Annotated in this window: 18 protein-coding genes; 13 read left to right on the top strand and 5 right to left on the bottom strand. The window is 37.3% G+C overall.

Translation table 11 applies throughout. From position 1 onward, the window contains the following. Positions 1 to 219: 219 nt before the first annotated feature. Positions 220 to 1,035: a DUF4197 domain-containing protein gene (locus AC07UM_RS04165; RefSeq protein WP_494682349.1), complete on the bottom strand. Its 816-nt coding sequence runs from the start codon at positions 1,033 to 1,035 to the stop codon at positions 220 to 222. A gap of 235 nt (positions 1,036 to 1,270) precedes the next feature. Between AC07UM_RS04165 and AC07UM_RS04160 the strand changes: the two genes are divergently transcribed. From AC07UM_RS04160 to AC07UM_RS04135, 6 genes are all read left to right on the top strand, one after another. Further along, positions 1,271 to 3,532 (top strand): glycoside hydrolase family 20 protein, encoded by a 2,262-nt coding sequence (locus tag AC07UM_RS04160; protein ID WP_494682350.1) that lies wholly within the window; start codon positions 1,271 to 1,273, stop codon positions 3,530 to 3,532. Positions 3,533 to 3,550: 18 nt separating this feature from the next. Beyond that, positions 3,551 to 4,192, top strand: a complete 642-nt coding sequence (locus AC07UM_RS04155; RefSeq protein WP_494682351.1) for a Crp/Fnr family transcriptional regulator — start codon at positions 3,551 to 3,553, stop codon at positions 4,190 to 4,192. A 254-nt stretch (positions 4,193 to 4,446) separates the two neighbouring features. Continuing rightward, positions 4,447 to 5,238: a sulfite exporter TauE/SafE family protein gene (locus tag AC07UM_RS04150; RefSeq protein ID WP_494682352.1), complete on the top strand. Its 792-nt coding sequence runs from the start codon at positions 4,447 to 4,449 to the stop codon at positions 5,236 to 5,238. An 82-nt stretch (positions 5,239 to 5,320) separates the two neighbouring features. Further along, entirely contained in the window at positions 5,321 to 6,745 is a 1,425-nt protein-coding gene (locus tag AC07UM_RS04145) for an MBL fold metallo-hydrolase (protein WP_494682353.1), read from the top strand. 10 nt (positions 6,746 to 6,755) lie between these two features. Continuing rightward, the gene (locus AC07UM_RS04140; RefSeq protein ID WP_494682354.1) at positions 6,756 to 7,319 is read left to right on the top strand and encodes a YeeE/YedE family protein; all 564 of its coding nucleotides are present in this window, start codon (positions 6,756 to 6,758) and stop codon (positions 7,317 to 7,319) included. A gap of 28 nt (positions 7,320 to 7,347) precedes the next feature. Beyond that, positions 7,348 to 7,824: a DUF6691 family protein gene (locus tag AC07UM_RS04135; protein ID WP_494682355.1), complete on the top strand. Its 477-nt coding sequence runs from the start codon at positions 7,348 to 7,350 to the stop codon at positions 7,822 to 7,824. Positions 7,825 to 7,972: 148 nt separating this feature from the next. On the opposite strand, the gene AC07UM_RS04130 is transcribed toward AC07UM_RS04135, so the two are convergent. The 4 genes from AC07UM_RS04130 to AC07UM_RS04115 form a co-directional block, all read right to left on the bottom strand. Next, the gene (locus AC07UM_RS04130; RefSeq protein WP_494682356.1) at positions 7,973 to 9,373 is read right to left on the bottom strand and encodes a TolC family protein; all 1,401 of its coding nucleotides are present in this window, start codon (positions 9,371 to 9,373) and stop codon (positions 7,973 to 7,975) included. 1 nt (position 9,374) lies between these two features. Continuing rightward, a complete protein-coding gene (locus AC07UM_RS04125) occupies positions 9,375 to 10,532 on the bottom strand; it encodes an HlyD family secretion protein (protein ID WP_494682357.1) in 1,158 nt (385 codons plus the stop codon). Between the two features lie 5 nt (positions 10,533 to 10,537). Then, positions 10,538 to 10,897, bottom strand: coding sequence for a DUF3302 domain-containing protein (locus tag AC07UM_RS04120; RefSeq protein WP_494682358.1), 360 nt, complete (start codon positions 10,895 to 10,897; stop codon positions 10,538 to 10,540). Between the two features lie 223 nt (positions 10,898 to 11,120). After that, positions 11,121 to 11,726, bottom strand: coding sequence for a Crp/Fnr family transcriptional regulator (locus AC07UM_RS04115; RefSeq protein ID WP_494682359.1), 606 nt, complete (start codon positions 11,724 to 11,726; stop codon positions 11,121 to 11,123). A 109-nt stretch (positions 11,727 to 11,835) separates the two neighbouring features. Between AC07UM_RS04115 and AC07UM_RS04110 the strand changes: the two genes are divergently transcribed. From AC07UM_RS04110 to AC07UM_RS04080, 7 genes are all read left to right on the top strand, one after another. After that, positions 11,836 to 12,834: an isoaspartyl peptidase/L-asparaginase family protein gene (locus AC07UM_RS04110; RefSeq protein WP_494682360.1), complete on the top strand. Its 999-nt coding sequence runs from the start codon at positions 11,836 to 11,838 to the stop codon at positions 12,832 to 12,834. 207 nt (positions 12,835 to 13,041) lie between these two features. Continuing rightward, positions 13,042 to 13,596, top strand: coding sequence for a hypothetical protein (locus AC07UM_RS04105; RefSeq protein WP_494682361.1), 555 nt, complete (start codon positions 13,042 to 13,044; stop codon positions 13,594 to 13,596). 19 nt (positions 13,597 to 13,615) lie between these two features. After that, a complete protein-coding gene (locus AC07UM_RS04100) occupies positions 13,616 to 14,278 on the top strand; it encodes a copper homeostasis protein CutC (RefSeq protein WP_494682362.1) in 663 nt (220 codons plus the stop codon). 220 nt (positions 14,279 to 14,498) lie between these two features. Beyond that, positions 14,499 to 14,885 carry a GxxExxY protein gene (locus AC07UM_RS04095; RefSeq protein ID WP_494682363.1) on the top strand — a complete coding sequence of 129 codons (387 nt, stop codon included), beginning with the start codon at positions 14,499 to 14,501 and terminating at the stop codon, positions 14,883 to 14,885. Further along, positions 14,878 to 17,337, top strand: coding sequence for a beta-mannosidase (locus tag AC07UM_RS04090; protein WP_494682364.1), 2,460 nt, complete (start codon positions 14,878 to 14,880; stop codon positions 17,335 to 17,337). The genes AC07UM_RS04095 and AC07UM_RS04090 overlap by 8 nt, the downstream gene beginning before the upstream one ends. 151 nt (positions 17,338 to 17,488) lie before the next feature. Further along, positions 17,489 to 18,730: a hypothetical protein gene (locus AC07UM_RS04085; protein WP_494682365.1), complete on the top strand. Its 1,242-nt coding sequence runs from the start codon at positions 17,489 to 17,491 to the stop codon at positions 18,728 to 18,730. 17 nt (positions 18,731 to 18,747) lie between these two features. Then, a complete protein-coding gene (locus AC07UM_RS04080; protein WP_494682366.1) occupies positions 18,748 to 20,019 on the top strand; it encodes an SPFH domain-containing protein in 1,272 nt (423 codons plus the stop codon). Positions 20,020 to 20,021 lie beyond the last annotated feature (2 nt).

Raw genomic sequence — 20,021 nt, 5'->3', positions numbered from 1 at the left:
ATTCAGAACTGATTAAGAAATATGGAATTCGCGCAAGTTTAGAATTTTTAGAGAACAGGATTTATTTTTAGCGAAGAGATCCAGGTCTTGAATTTTTGTTTCTTTTGCTTTAAGACAAAAGAAATTAAAACCCAACAAAAAAGCTATCTCATCAACGAGACAGCTTTTATATCTTAACGGTTAGTATTTCAACCTAACCTCTAATATCTTACACCTAAATTATTTCCCATCCTGCGCCCCAAAAACCTTCTGCAGAATGCTCGTTGTTCTCATGGCAGGTGTATCTCTGATTCCGCTCTCTTTATCGGCAACCATTTTGAATACCCCGTTGATGGTTTCTGTCGTCACATATTCGTTGAGGTCAGTGGTCACAGATTGTCCTGTAAACGTATTGTATTTTGAAATCAGGTTTTTCCAAAGCGTATCAGCACCTACTTTTCCTAATGAAGCCTTTACTTTAGGCTGGAAAGCATTAAACAGTTGAGTCTGGGTTTTCCCCTGAAGGTAACTTGTTGCAGCATTATTACTGCCTAATAAAATATTCTTGGCATCCGTGATTGTCATGGAAGTAATAGCATTGGTGAAAATAGGAGCCGCTTGTGTTACGGCATCTTCAGCTGCTCTGTTTAAAAGTTTCACACCTTCATCAGCAAGACTTCCCATACCGATGGAACGTAAAGTGGTATCAATTTTTCTTAACTTTTCAGGCATTAAAATTTTTACAGCCTCATTTTTGAAAAAGCCATCCGTTACTGCCAGCTTTTTTACACCATCTGTAACTCCAATGTTTAAAGCCTCTTTTAAGCCCGAAGAAATTTGAGTGGAAGTAAGATTTCCAAGATTAGCAGATGAGTTGTTGGTGTTACCTGCAGTGGTAGTTGTAGTAGTAGAAGTTGCAGTACCGTTATTTTTTACCGGAACATTAAGATCTACACCCGTTTTGTTTTTAACGGTAGATTTTATGATATCTAAAATTTGTGCTTGTGTTGATATTGAGAATAATATTCCCGCTGCCAGAAAAATGTTTTTTTTCATCGTATTTTTTTTACAAATTTAATTGTTTTAATTTTTAAAATCGTCTAAACTTATCAAAAAGCAAACCATAATACACAGAATACAGTAGAACAATTTCTAGGCACATGATTTAACAAACTGTAAACGATCCATCTCACAAGAATCTAAGCAATTGAAGATGCCTAAATTTTGTTTTTAAAAAGGTTCCAAGAGTTTTGAAAAATAATTATCTTAGCTCAAACCTTAACCACATCTAATGATACGGACTTTTATAGTATTTTTTGTATTGATTTCAAACGTAATTTTTGCCCAAAATAAATTGAATCTAATTCCTTATCCTCAAAAAGTTGAATTTTCGCAGGGAGAATTTATAATCCCTGAAACTTTAATATTAAGTAGTGATTTACCAAAAGAAGAAACGGAATATTTCAAAAAACATGTATCTCAGTTTACCTTTAAGGATGTTCAAAAGGGGGGAAGGATTGATATCACGAACTCTATAATTCCTCCGGCTTCGGCAGCAGATGCTGAACAGAAAAAAGAATATTATTCAATAGAAATTTCTCCAAAACAGATTCATGTAAAATCTTATACCCAACAAGGATATTTCCTGGCTCTGCAAACTTTGATTCAGGTTTTTGAACAATATAAAGAAGCTAAAAAAATTCCGGCAATGAAGATCGAAGATCAGCCGAAGTTTGTATGGAGAGGAATGCATCTGGATGTCTGCCGCCACTTTTTTACTGTAGAAGAAGTGAAACAGTATATCGATTATCTGGCAATGTACAAACTGAATACATTTCATTGGCATTTAACAGACGACCAGGGATGGAGAATTGAGATCAAAAAATACCCAAAATTGACTCAAATAGGTTCAAAACGTAAAGAATCCATGATTGGGGCTTATGTTGACAATACATTTGATGGAAAGCCTTACGGACCGTATTTCTACACTCAGGAACAGATAAAAGAGGTGGTAAAATATGCTCAGGAAAGATATATTACGGTAGTTCCGGAAATAGAAATGCCGGGACATGCGCTGGCAGCGTTATCTGCGTATCCTGAATTGGCATGTACAAAAGGACCTTTTGAATCTGCTACAAAATGGGGGGTTTTTGATGATGTTTTCTGTCCGAAAGATGAAACGTTTACATTTTTGGAAAATGTTCTGGATGAAGTGATTAAGTTATTTCCATCCCAATACATTCACATTGGTGGTGACGAGTGCCCGAAAACAAGATGGAAAGAATGTGCGCACTGCCAGGAACTGATCAAGAAAAATAATTTAAAAGATGAGCACGGTTTACAAAGTTATTTTATTCATCGAATTGAAAAATATGTCAACAGTAAAGGACGAAAAATTATTGGTTGGGACGAAATTTTAGAAGGCGGTTTGGCTCCGAATGCTGCTGTAATGAGCTGGACAGGGGTAAATGGAGGTATTGAAGCTGCAAAATCAAAACATTTTGCCGTCATGACACCAGGAGCATTCTGTTATTTCGACCATTATCAGGGAGATCCGCAGTCAGAGCCTAATGCTTTTGGTGGTTTTACTCCTTTAGATAAAGTTTACTCTTACAATCCTATTCCTTCCGAACTGAATGCAGAACAGGCTAAATATATCATGGGAGTTCAGGCCAACTTGTGGACAGAATATATTTTGGACTTTAAACAGGTACAGTATATGATCTTTCCAAGATTAATGGCCCTTTCTGAAGTAGGTTGGGGAACATCAGATCCTAAGAATTATAAAGAATTTGAAAACAGGGTGATCAATCAGTTTAAAGTTCTGGATAAAATGAAGGTAAACTATGCGAAAAGCATTTATAATATCACGGGAAAAGTAGTTCCTTCGAATAACGGTATTGCCTACGAACTATCAACTTCACAGAACTCAAACGGGATCAGATACACGTTGGATGGAACAGACCCTTCTATCAATTCTAAAACCTACCAAAATGCAGTTCAGATTCCTAATTCTTTAACGATAAAATCTGCTTACTTTGAAAATGGTCAGTTGAAGAGCGCCGTTTCTACACAGCAGTTTACGGTTTCAAAGACTACAGGGAAAAACATAAGTCTTGAGCAGCAGCCAAGTGAAAACTATTCTTTTGGCGGTGCTTTTACCTTAGTAGACGGTATTATCGGAAATGTAAAACAGCTCGGTAAAACATGGCTTGGTTTTCAGGGAAAAGATGTGGTGGCAACTATAGATTTTGGTCAGAAAACAGCCTTTTCAGAAGTTTATTTTAATACTCTTGAAAATAAAGGAAGCTGGATTCATCTTGCTAAATCTGCAAAAATTTTTGTTTCTGACGATAACAAGAATTTTAAAATGATTAAAGAAATTGCCACTGCAGAGATCCAAAATGCCAAAGGGAAAATCAGATTAACTGTAGGTGCACAAAATGCAAAATACCTGAAGGTAAGTATTGAAAATGCAGGAATTATTCCGGCTGGAAACCCCGGAGCAGATTCAAAGGCATGGCTGTTTGTAGATGAAATTGGTGTAAATTAGCCCAATTAAAATAATAAAATGAAGGACGACACTGTACTTTCTTCCGAATTTTCATCATCACCGGATCTGGTAGAAAAGCTGTATCAGTATGGTACAACCAAAAACTATCATGAAGGTGATATTATTTTAGATGAAAATGCTTCCATCCGTTCCATTCCTATTGTGATGAAAGGAATGTTGAAAGTCATCAGAACTGAAGAAGACGGGCGTGAAATTTTACTGTATTACATCAAAGCAGGAGAAAGCTGTATCATGTCTTTCCTCGGTGGGATGCACAATGAAAAAAGCATTGTAAAAGCCGAGATTGAAGAAGATGCCGAAATCCTTTTTTTACCCGTAGATAAAGTGTCTTTATTTATCAAAGAACACCCTGAATGGTTAGACTATATTTTCAGACTCTATCATAAAAGATTTGAAGAACTATTGGATATCATCAATGCAATTGCTTTCAAAAAAGTTGATGAAAGACTTCTGAATCTGTTGCAGAAAAAATCAGAACTTACCCATTCTGAAATCATCAATACAACCCATGAACAGCTGGCAAATGAGTTGGGAACCGCAAGGGTAGTGGTGTCAAGACTTCTGAAACAGCTGGAAGAAGACGGAAAACTGAAGTTGGGCAGAAACAAAATCACCCTCCTGAAAACCCTGAACTCATAACTCTCACTTCAATCAAAGGTATTCACATTCTCCTGAGGGGAGGCAAAAATTTTAAAAATTTTTGACGGGATAGTCAAAGTCATTGCGAACCGAAGGTGAAGCAATCTCAAAGAAGAGGAATTACTCTAACTTCTTTGTGTCCTTTGTGAACATATTAGTGTCCATTTGTGTTAAAAAATCCCCTTATGTAACAAAAGTAGCTGTAGCTTTCTTCCCACATTTCCATTTTTGTATCAGAATATTGGAATAGTGAAATGGAAATTATAGGATATGCAGCAGCTGTTTTAATAGGTGTTTCTCTTGGTTTAATAGGAGGTGGAGGGAGCATTCTCACTGTTCCTGTTCTTGTTTATCTCTTTGGAATAGATGCTTTTCTTGCAACAGAATATTCACTCTTTGTGGTGGGAATTAGTAGTTTGGTGGGCTCTGTATCGTATTTTAAAAAAGGGTTGATCAATTTTAGGATAGCTTTGATATTTGGAATTCCGTCTGTTATCTCCATCTTTCTGACCAGAATATATATTCTTCCTTTAATTCCTCAGGAGGTATTTCGAATACAGAATTTTATCATGACCAGAAATATCTTTTTATTATTGGTTTTTGCAGGCTTAATGATTCTGGCATCCTATAAAATGATCAAAAGCAATTCCTCAAAAGAATCCTTAGAAAGCATTAATAAAAAAAATGCTTTGCGGGCAGCAGGACAGGGTTCAATAGTTGGTGTTTTAACAGGATTGGTAGGCGCTGGAGGAGGTTTTATGATCATTCCTGCATTGGTCAACCTTTTGAAAATTCCAATGAAGATCGCGATAGGAACTTCTTTAGTCATTATCTCCTTCAATTCTTTGATCGGTTTCGTGTCTTCGGTAAACCATGTAAAAATAGAATGGAAACTATTGATTTCCATTACAGCTATTGCCGTTGCAGGAATTATAGCAGGCTCACAGTTGTCAAAAAAGATAGACGGAAAGAAGCTTAAACCGGCATTCGGATGGTTTATCCTTATAATGGGCATTTATATTATTACCAAAGAGATATTTCTTTAAATTTCTTATGTAACAAAAGTAACTGTAGAGGAAAAAAGAAAGGCGGAGATTTGTATGAGATAACAACATCAAAAAAAATAGAATGAAAATAGAACAGATTTATACAGGATGCCTGGCGCAGGGAGCTTATTATATTACTTCAGCCGGAGAAGCAGCAATCATTGATCCTTTAAGAGAAACACAGCCTTATATCAATAGATTGAAAGAAGATGATGTACAGTTGAAATACATTTTTGAAACCCATTTTCATGCTGATTTTGTCAGTGGACATCTTGATTTAAGCAATAAAACAGCTGCTCCGGTTGTGTATGGCCCCACTGCGGCTCCTGAATTTGAGGCCATCATTGCAGAAGATCATCAGATATTTGAAATAGGAAATATTACAATCAAAGTTCTTCATACACCGGGACACACTCTTGAGAGCTCATGCTATCTGTTGATTGATGAAGATGGCGTTGAAAAAGCACTTTTCAGCGGAGATACTTTATTCCTGGGAGATGTAGGCCGTCCAGATCTGGCACAAAAAGGGCCGAATATGACTCAGGAAGAACTGGCCGGACTTTTATATGATAGTTTGTACCATAAAATTCTGCCTTTAAACGATGATATTACTGTATATCCAGCGCATGGAGCCGGTTCAGCCTGTGGTAAAAATATGCAGAAAGAAACGGTAGATACACTTGGGAATCAGAAGAAAACCAACTATGCCCTGAATCAGAAAGACAGACAAAGTTTTATAAAAGAAGTGATAGACGGACTTCTACCTCCTCCAGCTTATTTCGGGATGAATGTCATGATGAATAAAAAAGGATACAGAAGTTTTGATAAAGTCCTTTCTCAGGGCCTGAATCCTCTTTCCCCGGAACAGTTTGAGGAAATTGCAGAAGTCTCAGGAGCTTTGATTTTAGATGTAAGAACCAATTATGAATTTGCCAAAGGTTTTATCCCACAGTCAGTAAATATAGGATTGGATGGTGACTTTGCCCCTTGGGTGGGAGCTTTAATTGCCGATGTAAACCAACCGATCATACTGATCACGGAAAATGGAACTGAAGAAGAAGCAGTAACCCGATTAAGCAGAGTAGGGTTCGACCATATTTTAGGATTTTTGGATGGTAGTTTTGAAGTCTGGGAAAAGAGCGGAAAAGAAACAGACTTTGTCAACCGCATCTCTGCGGAGCAGTTTGAAACTGAAATAAAAGAAAATGAAGCAAAAATTATTGATATAAGAAGAGAAAGCGAATACAATGCAGAACATATTCATGAAGCTTACAGCATGCCTTTGGCGTATATCAATGAATGGATTAATAAGTTAAAGCCGGAAGAACATTTTTATATGTATTGTGGAAGCGGGTACAGAAGTACAATGGCTGCAAGCATCCTCCAGGCAAGAGGGTATAGGAATTTTACAGAAATTGAAGGTGGTTTTAAAGCTATTGCATCCACAACAAGTATTCCTAAAAGTGATTTTGTGTGTCACACCAAAATTTTAAATAAATTAGATTAAAAAAGAAGAAATGTTGGAGATTATAAAAGAACCGTGGCCATGGTATATTGCAGGTCCGCTGATCGGTCTTACCGTCCCTGCCTTATTGATTATGGGAAATAAATCCTTTGGGATAAGTTCCTCACTAAGGCATCTCTGTGCTGCCTGTATCCCAGCAGATATAAACTTTTTCAAATATGACTGGAAAAAAGAAGCCTGGAATTTATTTTTTGTCCTGGGAATCTTTTTCGGAGGAATGATTGCAGCCAATTTTTTGCTTAATCCTGCAGAAATAACACTTAACCCCGATTTGAAAACCGAATTGGCAGGCTACGGAATTACAGATTACAGGAATCTGGTACCTATACAGCTGATGAACTTTGAAAGCCTGTTGACCTGGAGAGGGTTTTTCATAATGGTGGTTGGCGGATTTTTAGTTGGTTTCGGAACTAGGTATGCGGGAGGATGTACCAGCGGACATGCTATTATGGGGCTTTCCAATTTGCAGTGGCCTTCTTTGGTCGCAACAATTTGCTTTATGATAGGAGGTTTTTTAATGGCCAACTTTATTCTGCCTGTTATTCTTTCGCTGTAAGTTTAATGTTTAAAGAGAATTTGAAATCATGATAAAAGAAAATGAACAGGACATGCATGATCAGGATACTGTTTGTGTGAATGAAAGCAAATGGTATCACAACCTGAAGTACCTTGCTGCAGGGATTATATTTGGAATTATATTTGTGAAAGCAGAAGTGATCAGCTGGTTCAGAATACAGGAAATGTTCCGTCTGCAGTCTTTCCATATGTATGGAATTATTGGAAGTGCCGTGTTGGTGGGAATGATTTCAGTAGGGCTGATTAAAAAGTTCAAGATAAAAACAATATATGGTGAACCCATTACACTGACTCCTAAAAAGTTCAATAAAGGCCAGATTTATGGCGGATTGATATTTGGTTTTGGCTGGGCCATTACCGGAGCCTGTCCCGGGCCTCTCTTTGCGCAGATCGGAACAGGTGCTTTAGCAGTATCTGTTACCCTTCTAAGTGCAATCGCAGGAACTTGGGTATATGGATATTTTCGGGATCAATTACCACACTAAAGAATCGTAAATTTTTCCAAATATTCCATCAAAGGTACTTATATTCCTCTCCTTTGCAGGGGTGGTTTAAAATGATAAAAACGCATACAGAATTTTAAAAGCAAAAAGACTGTAGAAAAAAATCAGCAGTCTTTTTTAAAGTATAAAATTATGAGTAAATGAAGTTCTCTGCCCCTAAAGCCATATAAAGATTAATGCGCTCTATTCTGTACTGAAGTTCAAGATTGATGAGGTTCATTTCATTTTTCAATAGATCCCTTTGCTTACGGATCAATACAAAACTGTTGTTGATGCCTACCTTTATTTGCTTCTCGGTGAGAGTAATATTATTTTTCAGTTCATTGACGGCTTTAGTCGTATAAATAACCTGTTTTTCAATTGAATGGAGATTGGCTAAAGAAGATTCCACTTCGTTCAAAGCATTCAGAACTGCTTTTGAATACTCTTCAACGACCTGTTTCTGCTGGGAGGTTTTTATTTCTACATTCTTTTTTAGCTTTCCGCTGTTGAATATCTGAGAAACTAATCCACCACCCACTTTTAATAAAGGATTGGAAAACAAAGAATTGATAGACTCTGCATTACTTCCGGCAGAGCCCAGAGATGAACTGATGCTCAATGAAGGAAGCCTTGCGGCTTTTGCCTGCTGTACTTCATAAAAAGCCCTTTCAATCTGAAAATGACTAGCCTGTATATCCGATCTGTTCTCTAAAAGCTGAAGGGGAAAAGATTCAGGAATACTATTAGTGGCAGGATTAAAAAAATTCTGGGTCGCCAGCTTCCCTTCCGGATACTTTCCGGTAAGCAGTTCCAGTGATCTTCTGGATTGTACATTTGCATTTTTTACCTTTTCCAGATAGCCCTGCAGGGAAATAATCTCTGCTGTTATATTGGAGATATCCAACGCATTGGCCGTTCCTATTTTCTTTTGAATGACATACAGCTTTTCCAGATCTCTAGATTTCTGAATGTAACTTTCAATCTTATCTTCCTGAATATTTCCTGCGATATTCAGAAAGTAGGCTTTTGCAATCATCCCTGCAATAGATTGGTGCAGCAGGGTATTCTGATGTTTTGCAGAAAAATAATTGCTGGTGCTTGCCATCTGTGAAGATTTATTTTTGCCCCAAAGATCAATTTCCCAATTGGCTTTTAACGCAAGACGTCTGATTTGAGTATCACTCACTAAATTATTGGAAGTATTGGCTACTGCGCTTACACTCGGATAAAGATCACCTCCTGCAATTTCCATTGCCAGCTCAATCTGATTCAGCTTTTCCTTAGCAATAATAAGATCGACATTATAAAGCATTCCTTCATTGATCAGGGTTTCCAGTTGAGGTGTTTTAAGATCATCGATCCAGTCATAGGAAATTGATCTTGAATTTGCTTTTCTATCAAAGATCCATTCGTCCGGAATTTCTATATGAGAAGCTACTTCACTCTTTTTTTTAAGCTGATTCATATTTTCCTGCGTAGGTTCTTTATAACCGATACACGAGCTTAAACTTATGGAAAGTATACTCAGTAAAACTATTTTTTTGTACATGTTAATGAAGTTTAGGAATCAGATAGTTGATTTTACTGTTGACACGCACCATTACTTTTCGGATAAGATGGAGGGGTTTAATATGATCAGAATAGATAACTGCTGTTCCTCTTGCCCCAACGGTGAGCTGTTTCTGACTGTCTTCCAATACAAACTTGGCAATAAGTTTTCCATCAGTTTCGGGTAATTGTCTGGCGGTATCAGGCAGTCCGGCCGTAGAACCGTTCCCTCCCAGCATCCCTCCTGCATTATTCATGATTCCCTGACTGGTAGCGTCAATGACATATTCGAGTCGGGCTTTCACTACTTTTCCCGGTTCTGTTTTAAGAGCCAGCTCTACTTCATTTCCGTTTTTTACTGTCTCCAGTTCGTTCTGTGCAAAAAATCCAATCACAGACTGTTGCTTTTGAATCAGAACAAATGCAGATTTGAAAGGGGCCATGATCGCTCCTTCATTCAGCTGAACATTGGGAATTATTCCATCTGTAGGAGCCAGAACAACCGTTTGGGAAAGATTCCACTTTGCCTGGTCCAGCTTTGCCTGAATTTCAGATACTGATGAATTCTCTCCACCATAAGAAGCATTGGACTTGGTTTCCAAAGATTGCTGCTGTGATTGTGCAGCACTGATTCGGGATTGAAGATCCTGTACATTGGTGATCGCCTGCTCAAGATCAAATTTATTGGCCGCTCCTGCTTCCACCAGTTCTTTGTACTGAGCGGCTCTTTTGTTTGCAAGATCCAGCTGTGACTGTAAACCTGTAATGTTTTTTCTGGAAGCTGAGATGTCTGTATCATAAGCACTTACAGTAGCCTTTATATTACTTAGCTTGGCTTCCAGAGACTTTATTTCCTGTACATAAGGTTCTCTGTCCAGTACAAATAAGGTATCTCCTTTTTTTACTTCCTGATTGGTCGTTACATATACTTTTTTCACCTTTCCCAAAACCTGGGTAGTAATATCCACACTTCTGTTTCCTACCTTTACATCAGAGGTGATAGGGCAGTAGTAATTTAAGCTTAAGATTAAAGCAATAGATCCGAAGATGGGCAATGAATATACTACCACCTGTGTAGTAAATGTCCAGGGGATCAGTTTTAATTTTTTAATAAGAAGCCAGCATATTCCGGCATATATTGCGACGAGTAATTCCAGCATATTTTTTAATTTTCGAGAGTTTTAAATTCTTCTTCAGTAGGATCTGTGTTTTCCGCTATTGAAGGATCTTGAATTCCATATTCATAGTTGGCCCAGATCAAGGCAACCGGCCATAAAAGGCCTCCAAAAACAAGGGAAAGGAGGCACATACTTTTTATGGCTTTTAGCTGAGGATGGTTCTTTTTCTCAGCTACCTTTTCCGGATAAATGTGAACTTTCCAGAAAAGATAAATTCCTGCAAGAGGTAAAACAAGTAGAATTAACCATGAAGCAGCATTCGCTATATTGTCTTCTAAATTGCCTGTTGATGCCTGAACAAAATTGCATGATAACAGCAGACAAAGAAGTAGGGATGTTCTTTGCATAAAATAATTGTATAGGGTAATAATGAAATGTAAACAAGGGAGTAACCCGGCTGTCAGTATTTATCCGCCTGGTTACTATGAATCTTAAGAAAGATTAAAGGTGATTCAATAGATAAAGTGTTTTTTAGGTGATATTTTTCTCATTTTGCTTTTAATTATCTGTGTAATAGTATTTTGATTAAGCAAAAATAGAATGAATAAAGTGAGAAAAAGTATTCCTAAGTTATTTTTTTCTTTCGTTCCTTTTTTTATGGATACGGGCTGTCATCCTTGAAAGAGAGTTGGGAGTAATGCCCAGAAAATTGGCAATATACTTTCTGTTGGCGTTCTGAGAAGTAAAAGGGCGGGTCTCCAGAAACTCTTCATACCGGGAATGCGGAGAAGTAGAACAAAACTGTTCCGTACGTATTTTTAAGATACTGATGATCTGTTTTAATGATTTGAGATATACATTATAAATACCCCTGTGCTGAAATGCTGCCTCCTCAAATTCACTCTTGTTGAACAGGAAAATTTGGCTTTCTAATACGGCTTCTATCGTATATTTTCCCTCGTTCTCATTGGAATAAGACTCTGGGCTTTCCATAATAGCCGCTTCCTTTTCAGAAGGGAGAAAAAGATTGCTTTCAACCCCGTCTTCATCATCAAAGAAAAACCTTAATAACCCATGAGAAAGAATGAATAATTGATTGAAAGGCTTACCGGGTTCTACCAGCTTTTCCTTTTTTCGAAGCCGTTTTGGGGTACTGATATTGACCAAAATAGTAATTTCCTCATCAGAGAGTTCCTGAAAAAAAGAGATATTCCTGAAAGTTTTAAATGAGTCCATTACAGCAGTAAAGATAAATAAAAATAATACACGGATATTCGTTGATTTGCCATGAGGATTTCATAGAAGTTTTTTTTAGATTTGTGGGTATTATACAATTTGAGATACCATGAACAATAACCGAAGAAGTTTTATAAAAAAACTGGGAATTGCAACAGCCGCACTTGCCGTAAACCCGTTGGATCTAATGGCTGCCGAATTACCTGAACCTACTGTCACAGCTGTAAACAAACCGATTGTCCTCTCTACCTGGAATTTTGGATTAAAAGCCAACGAAGAAGCATGGACGATCCTTGGAAAAGGAGGAAAGGCTTTGGATGCGGTTGAAAAAGGAGTTCGTCTTGTAGAATTAGATCCTAAAGAAAGGAGTGTCGGGTATGGAGGCCGCCCGGACAGAGATGGGAGAGTAACGCTGGATGCCTGTATCATGGATGAAAATTATAATATTGGTTCAGTAGCATGTCTTGAGCATGTGAAGAACCCAATTTCCGTTGCCAGAGCTGTAATGGAAAAAACGCCTCACGTTATGCTGGTAGGAGACGGAGCTTTGCAATTTGCCCTTTCACAAGGATTTAAAAAAGAAAATCTTCTTACTTCGGAATCCGAAAAAGAATGGAAAGAATGGTTGAAAACCAGTCAGTATAAACCTATTGCCAATATTGAAAATCACGATACCATAGGAATGATTGCGTTGGATGCACAGGGAAATCTTTCCGGAGCCTGTACTACCAGTGGAATGGCTTTTAAAATGCATGGCAGAGTAGGAGATTCCCCGATCATCGGGGCAGGTCTGTTTGTAGATAACGAAGTAGGAGCGGCTACCGCAACAGGTCATGGTGAAGAAGTGATAAGAACAGTAGGAACTCATCTTGTCGTGGAGTTGATGAGACAAGGCAGAAACCCGCAGGAAGCGTGTAAAGAAGCTGTAGATAGGATTGTAAAGATCACTCAGCGCAGAAACAAAAATCTGAAGGATATTCAGGTTGGTTTTATCGCGATCAATAAAAAAGGAGAATATGGTTCTTACTGTATTCAGGACGGATTCAATTTTGCCGTGTATGATCAGAAAGGAAATCGCCTTGAAACACCGGAATTTGCTTTAAAGTAACTGCATGATAGGAGCCACATTACAAAGAATTACAAATATATTTTATCGAAAATAAAATCGTTGCACCTTAAAAATACTTTAGGGAAAATCTTTGTGCTTTTGTGTTATTCTAACAAAAAATAATTAAAAATTCAATAGGAATGGGCCTTAGCCCCATTTAATCAAATCGATGACAGCCTATGGGCTTTAGCCAAAACATAGAAAAATATGAAAAGAACGATTATCGCTTCCCTATTTCTGATTATTGCATGCAAGGAAGAAAAGAAGGAGACTAAAAATGTTGTAGAACCACAGCAGATAAAAGAAAAGGTAGTGTTGAACAATGACGCCAATGAAGGAGAAGAAGCCCAAAAATGGTTGAAGACAAGTATTGTAGACTACTTTAAAGCTGATCTCGGAAGTGAAGAAAAGAATAGGCAGAAGATGACAACGAAAGACTATTTCGAGTATAAAACGGATGCTGCAAATGTAGATATGGATGTCGATGGAAGCCTTACTGAAAAAGAATTTGAGGATAAATGGAAATCCAAGTTTGATACCCAAAAAGCAGGAATTGGAGTTGGTTTTTTAATCACAGCACAAGATTGGAACAAGATTGAAGTTGGAAGCTGTGAATTAAAATCCTCTTCAAAAGATGAATATATTTTCAATGTCGTGTTGAGAGATGATGGTTTTAAAGCCCAATACCCATCAGTAATAAAAGTAGTAAAAGAAAACGGTTCCTTTTTGATTGCAGATGTATTGCAGGATGAGCCGAAGTAGAATTAAACAGATACATACCATGTCAAAAATAGAAATAGCGTGTTTTAATCCTCAATCAGCGGTTATCGCTTTTGAAAATGGGGCAGATAGAATAGAATTATGTGATGGACTCAGTGAAGGAGGAACGACTCCAGATTTTGAAACCATGAAGCAGCTTCGCGAAAAAATTACAATCCCGATTTTTGTAATGATCCGTCCGAGAGGTGGAGATTTTACCTATTCCGATTCAGAATTTGAACAGATGAAAAATGACCTTGTTCACTTGAAATCTTTACATGCTGACGGTTTTGTATTCGGTATTCTGGATGAAAATGATGAGGTTAATATTGAACAGAATAAAGCTTTAGTAGAATTGGCATCACCACTTCCGTGTACATTTCACCGGGCGTTTGACCGCGCTGCAAGTCTGGAAGAATCTTTAGAAAAAGTAATAGAATGTGGCTTTACAACCATTCTTACTTCCGGCCAGAAACCCAATGTGTCTGAAGGAAAAGAAAATCTGAAAAAACTGGTTGAGCTTTCCAATGGAAGAATTGAAATTCTTGTAGGAGGCGGGTTACGTTCATCCAATATCGAAGAAACAAGAGCTGTTACAAAAGCTGGTTACTTCCACTCTTCGGCCATTACTGATGGTGGAGCTTTTGCCAGCTCGGATGAGGTGGCGGCACTGAAGAGTAAATAATATGAATCATATTTTTAAACGCAAAGTTTAAAATAGATCTACATTATATTAGAGGGGGCAAAGGATTGCAGCAATGCCGCTGATGAAGCGAAAGGATAGCCAGCATGCTTAGAAGAATCAATGAAATTGATTCCATCTTTGCTTACTTAGAATTAAAAAAAGAGATAGTAAAACTTTGCGTTTAAAAACCACGCAATTAGTATAAAAAATACACAAATGAATGACAGAAAACGAATTATCCTACAAAATAATAGGTGCTGCTATAGAAGTACATAAAAACTTAGGAGTTGGCCTTTTAGAAAATGCATATGAAATGGCTTTAGCTTATGAATTAAAGATGTTGGGACTGAATGTAAAGCAACAGCTATCTTTACCTTTAAAGTACAAAGAAGTATATATAGAAAATGCTTACAGAATTGACTTGATTGTAGAAGAGAAAGTCATTGTAGAAGTGAAATCTGTAGTGGAATTACATCCCATTTTTCATTCACAGGTATTGACGTATCTGAAACAGACTAATATAAAATTGGGGTTGCTTATTAATTTTAATAATGAACTTATTAAATATGGAATCCATAGAATTGTAAACAAAATTATTGATGAATAGAACGATCCTTTTTACTTTCCTTTTCATACAGAATATACTTTTTGGACAGTTTTCCCAAAGAAGCTTGTCTTCCGAAAACTGGCGGTTCAAAAACTCTAAAGATCAAAACTGGCTTCCTGCAAAAGTTCCGGGAACCGTTCATCTGGATTTAATGGATAACAAGATGATTCCGGATCCTTTTAAAGATGAAAATGAAAAGAAAGTACAGTGGGTAGAAAATGAAGACTGGGATTATCAGACTGCGTTTACGGTTTCATCTCAGGAATTGAAGAATGAAAATATTGATCTCGTTTTTAACGGACTGGATACGTTTTCAGAAATTTATCTTAATGGTAAGTTACTAAAGAAAACGGACAATATGTTCAGAAAATGGAATATTCCCGTAAAGCAATATCTGAAAGCAGGTAACAATACATTGCAGATTAACTTTAAATCTGCTGTAAATACCGGAAAGGAATTAGCCCAAAAAGTACCTTTTACCATGCCGGAATCCCCAAGAAGTTTTGTCAGAAAAGCTCAATATCAATTCGGTTGGGACTGGGGACCGAGACTGGTTACTGCAGGAATTTGGAAAGACATTCAGCTTGAATTCTGGAATAATGCCAAAATTATTACTGTTAAAAATATTCAGAACAAGTCTGCCGAAGATGTACGTTTTGAAGTAAAAATTGAAGTTCAAAATGCTGGAGATTATACATTGGATCTCAATAAAATCCGCAAAAAAATCTCTTTGAAAAAAGGGACCCATACAATAACGATTCCTTATAATACAAGCGGGATGGAACTTTGGCAGCCTAACGGACGTGGTAAAGCAAATCTCTATAATTTTGAAGTAAAACTTTCAAGAGATCAGAAAAATATTGATGCTAAAAATATCAGGATAGGAGTAAGAACTGTTGAGTTGGTACAGGAGAAAGACGAAAAAGGAAAATCATTCTATTTTAAAGTGAATGGACATCCTTTATACATCAAAGGAACCAATTGGATTCCTGGTGATAGTTTTTCACCTAGAATGGACAAAGAAAAATACCGGAAACTAATCAAAGATACCAAAGATGCGAATATGAATATGATCCGTATCTGGGGTGGAGGTATTTATGAAGATGATGAGTTCTACAAAGCCTGTGATGAAAACGGAATCTTAGTCTGGCAGGATTTTATGTTTGCGGGGAGTTTTTACCCTGCAGATGAAGCATTCTTAAACAATGTAAAAGAAGAAGTAAAAGATCAGGTGAACAGACTTCAGAATCACCCGTCTATTGCTATATGGTGTGGAAATAACGAAATTGATGAAGCCATTGTCAACTGGGGGTATCAAAAACAGTTCAAATATTCAAAAACCGATTCGCTGCAGGTTTGGAAAGACTATAAGAAGTTGTTCCATGATGTTATTCCAAATGCATTGGCAGAAAACCTGAAATCTGATAAAAATATATACTGGCCAAGTTCCCCGTCCATCGGCTGGGGACATAAAGAAAGTCTTACGGAAGGAGATTCCCATTATTGGGGAGTTTGGTGGGGTGAACAGCCATTTGAGATTTATAACGAAAAAGTGGGACGTTTCATGTCTGAATATGGTTTTCAGGGGACGCCCAGTCTTGAAACGACAAAATCAATGTTTTCCGGAACTCCGGATTTAAGTCTTCAGAATCCAACAATAAAAGCGCATGAAAAGCATGCCAGAGGCTGGGACATCATTAACGAATACCTAAAACGTGATTATAAAATTCCTACAGACTTTGTACAATACAACTATGTTTCACAACTGTTGCAGGCAAGAGGAATGCAGATCGCTATTGAAGCTCACCGCCGGGCAAAACCTTACAATAGGGGAACACTCTATTGGCAGCTTAATGACTGCTGGCCCGTGGTTTCATGGTCTTCTATTGATTATCTTGGAAACTGGAAAGCGTTTCATTATCAGGCAAGAAGAAGTTTTGAACCGGTACTTATATCAGTTGCTGAAACAGATAAAAATTATGATGTTTATCTGATAAGTGACTTATTGACTGAGCTGAAGCTCGATACAAAATTTGAACTCATTGATTTCAAAGGAAAAATACTCTGGAAAGCCAGTCAGTCAGACGATGTAAAAGCTGATGCCAGTAAGAAGGTACGAACTATCAGTAAGTCAGAGCTAGCTCAATTTGACTTGTCGAAAGCTGTTTTAAAGATCAGTTCCGGAAAGAATACAAAATTTGAAAAGCTTTTCTTTTTTAATAAACCTAAAGATATAAAGCTCCCAAAACCTGAGATTAAAATCAGAAAAATCTCACCTACTGAAATTGAAATATCAACAGATGTCCTGGCGAAAGATGTTTACCTGATTGGAGATACCCATTTCAGTGATAATTTCTTTGACTTGTTACCGGGAACTTCCAAAACAATTACCCTTTCAAAACCTTTGGACAAAGTTGAAGTAATGAGTCTATGGGATGTAATGGAAAACTAGAAAAAATACTTAACTGAATATTCAACTTAAAAGGATTGGCTAATAGCCAGTCCTTTTTTTGTGGCCAGATCGGAAAAGTGGATTACGGGAACCCGTAAAAATTCACAGTGGCTTTTTTATAACATTGTAAAAAATTACTAATATCTATCGTATGTATAACGAAAAATTGGAAAGGCTTATCGAGTTTGCTTTAGCCGACGGAGAATTAACCGAAAAAGAAAAACAGGTGCTTTTTAAAAATGCCGAAGCCGAAGGAATAGATCTGGATGAATTTGAAATTGTTTTGGAAGCAAGGCTTTTTGAAAAAACAAATGATAAAAACTCAGAATCGGCAGCTCCCCATTCTGATAAACTGGGAGACATTAGGAAATGTCCGGCCTGTGGGGCCATTGCTGAAAGTTTCGCTACTAAATGTTCAGATTGTGGAACAGAATTCAGAAACATAGAAGTTTCGAGCAGTGTTATCAGGTTTTTTGAAAAACTTGATGAAATAGAAGCCACCAGAGATGGTAATTTCTATACACAGAACGCTTCCCCTAATATTAATCTTGTTACTATTGTACTCTGGTTATTTTTCTGGCCCTTTCTTATATTCTTCAAAGGATTGCAGTTTATTATCAATAAATCTAAACCCGCCAAATGGTCTACTACTGATGCCAGAAAAGAAGAATTGGTTCTGAATTACCCTGTTCCGGTTTCTAAGGAGGGGATTCTTGAATTTCTGACATTATCAGCAAGTAAGATCAATACCGCTTCTTATTTCTCTTTGTTTTCTGAACAGACTAAGTATAAAAATACATGGAATAAAATATGGCTGAAGAAAATAGAGCAGATCAATTCCAAAGCTTCTATTTCAATGAAAAGCGATACTGAAACCTATGGTGAGGTGCTTAGTATTGTAGAAAATGCCAAGAATATTACTAAAGAGAACAACAGGAAAGTTTTCAAAGTGTTAGGGTCAATGGTTGCTCTATTCATTATCGTTTGTATAGGGGGTGGTATTTCCAGTAAAATGGATAGCTATAAAAGTAACAGTTATGTTTCCACTGTTAAATCTGCCGAAAAATTAATAGAAAACAAGAATTACGATGAAGCTGAAAAGCTTGCTGCCAATATTGATGATAAGCACAGCGTTGAGATCAGAAGTAAGATACAGCTGGCAAAACTTAGTGAAAAGCTTGATACGTTGGAACCTTTAATTCAGGAAAAACAATATTCCAAAATCAAATTAGAGTTGGAAAAACTCAGATGGACAAAAATCAGTGATACATATGATTACGACATTAAAGATATCGAAGAAGTTTCCTACAGAATTTTTTTAGCTAAGAAAGAAGCTATTAACAATCAGTTGCCGGAAAAGAAAAGAGCTGAAATTGAAAGCATATACCTATAAAATTTAAAGAAAAATAAATGAGACTATTTGGAAATAAAAAAGAGGGCGGTATGATGGATGTGATCCGTTGTGATGAACCGGAATATCTGGTTTGGAAATGGAGACCTTCCGGATCTTCCGACTCTACTCATAAAGAAAACAGTATCCGCTATGGAAGCAGTTTGAGGGTAAAGGAAGGCGAACTTGCTGTATTTTTTTACAAGCAAAATGACGGAACCATTCAGGATTTCATACAGGGACCTCATGATCAGACCATTCAGACTGCGAATTTTCCTGTTCTCACAAATATTGTGGGAACCGCATTTGGGGGAGGTTCGCCATTTCAGGCAGAGATCTATTTTATCAACCTTTCCGGAAATATACAGATCAAATTTGGAATTCCTTATTTCGATATGTATGATCCGAGGTTTATGGATCTGGGTGTTCCTTGTGCTGTACGCGGAACACTGACTTTTAACCTGACTGATTATAAGAACTTTATTAAATTAAACCGTTTAATCAATTTTAATCTGGATGATTTTAAGGCACAGATTAAAGATTTTTTTCAAAGAAAAATTAAGTCAGTACTCATCAGCGCTCCACAGGATTATAATATTCCTGTCATGCAGATTGAAAGAAAAATTGATGAGGTAAGTGATATCATAAAGAATAAGTTAAAAGCTGAATTGGAAGAATATTTTGGTGTTCATTTGAAACGCTTGGATATTGGAACTATAGAACTTGATAAAGAACACCCCCATTACAAACAGCTTAAAAGAGCAACAGCTGACCAGCAAACGAAATTTACAGAAGCCAAAACAAATATTGAAATTGAAAACCTTTCTGAAGTAACCAGAATCCAGCGAAAAGATGTAGAGCTGGGGGTAGAAGGGAAACATTTTGCGGTTCATCAGCTGAATCAGCACGCCGATGTCCTGAAAACAGCTGCTGCCAGCCTTGGAGGAATGGGCCACGTAGATCTAGGACATGGAGATGGATTAAATGCTGCAGGACTCATGGTAGGAATGGGCGTAGGCGCTTCTATGAGAACTCAGCTTGGAGGTCTCATGGATAATATGACAAATACACCACCACCTGTTCATCCTGATCCGATGTTTCATATTGCTATAAACGGACAGCAATCCGGTCCATACAATTCTGAATCTCTTAGACAGCTTGTACAGTCGGGACAGTTTTCAATGAATCATCATGTCTGGAAAGAAGGAATGCCAGGCTGGGAATTAGCGGGGAATGTCCCTGAAACTGCCAGATTATTTAATATAACACCACCACCGCCACCAATTATTTAGAA

The sequence above is a fragment of the Chryseobacterium sp. GW821-FHT04C04 genome (genome assembly GCF_059420365.1).
Note: the sequence above shows the minus strand (reverse complement) of the source record. Positions and strands in the feature narration are given on the sequence as shown.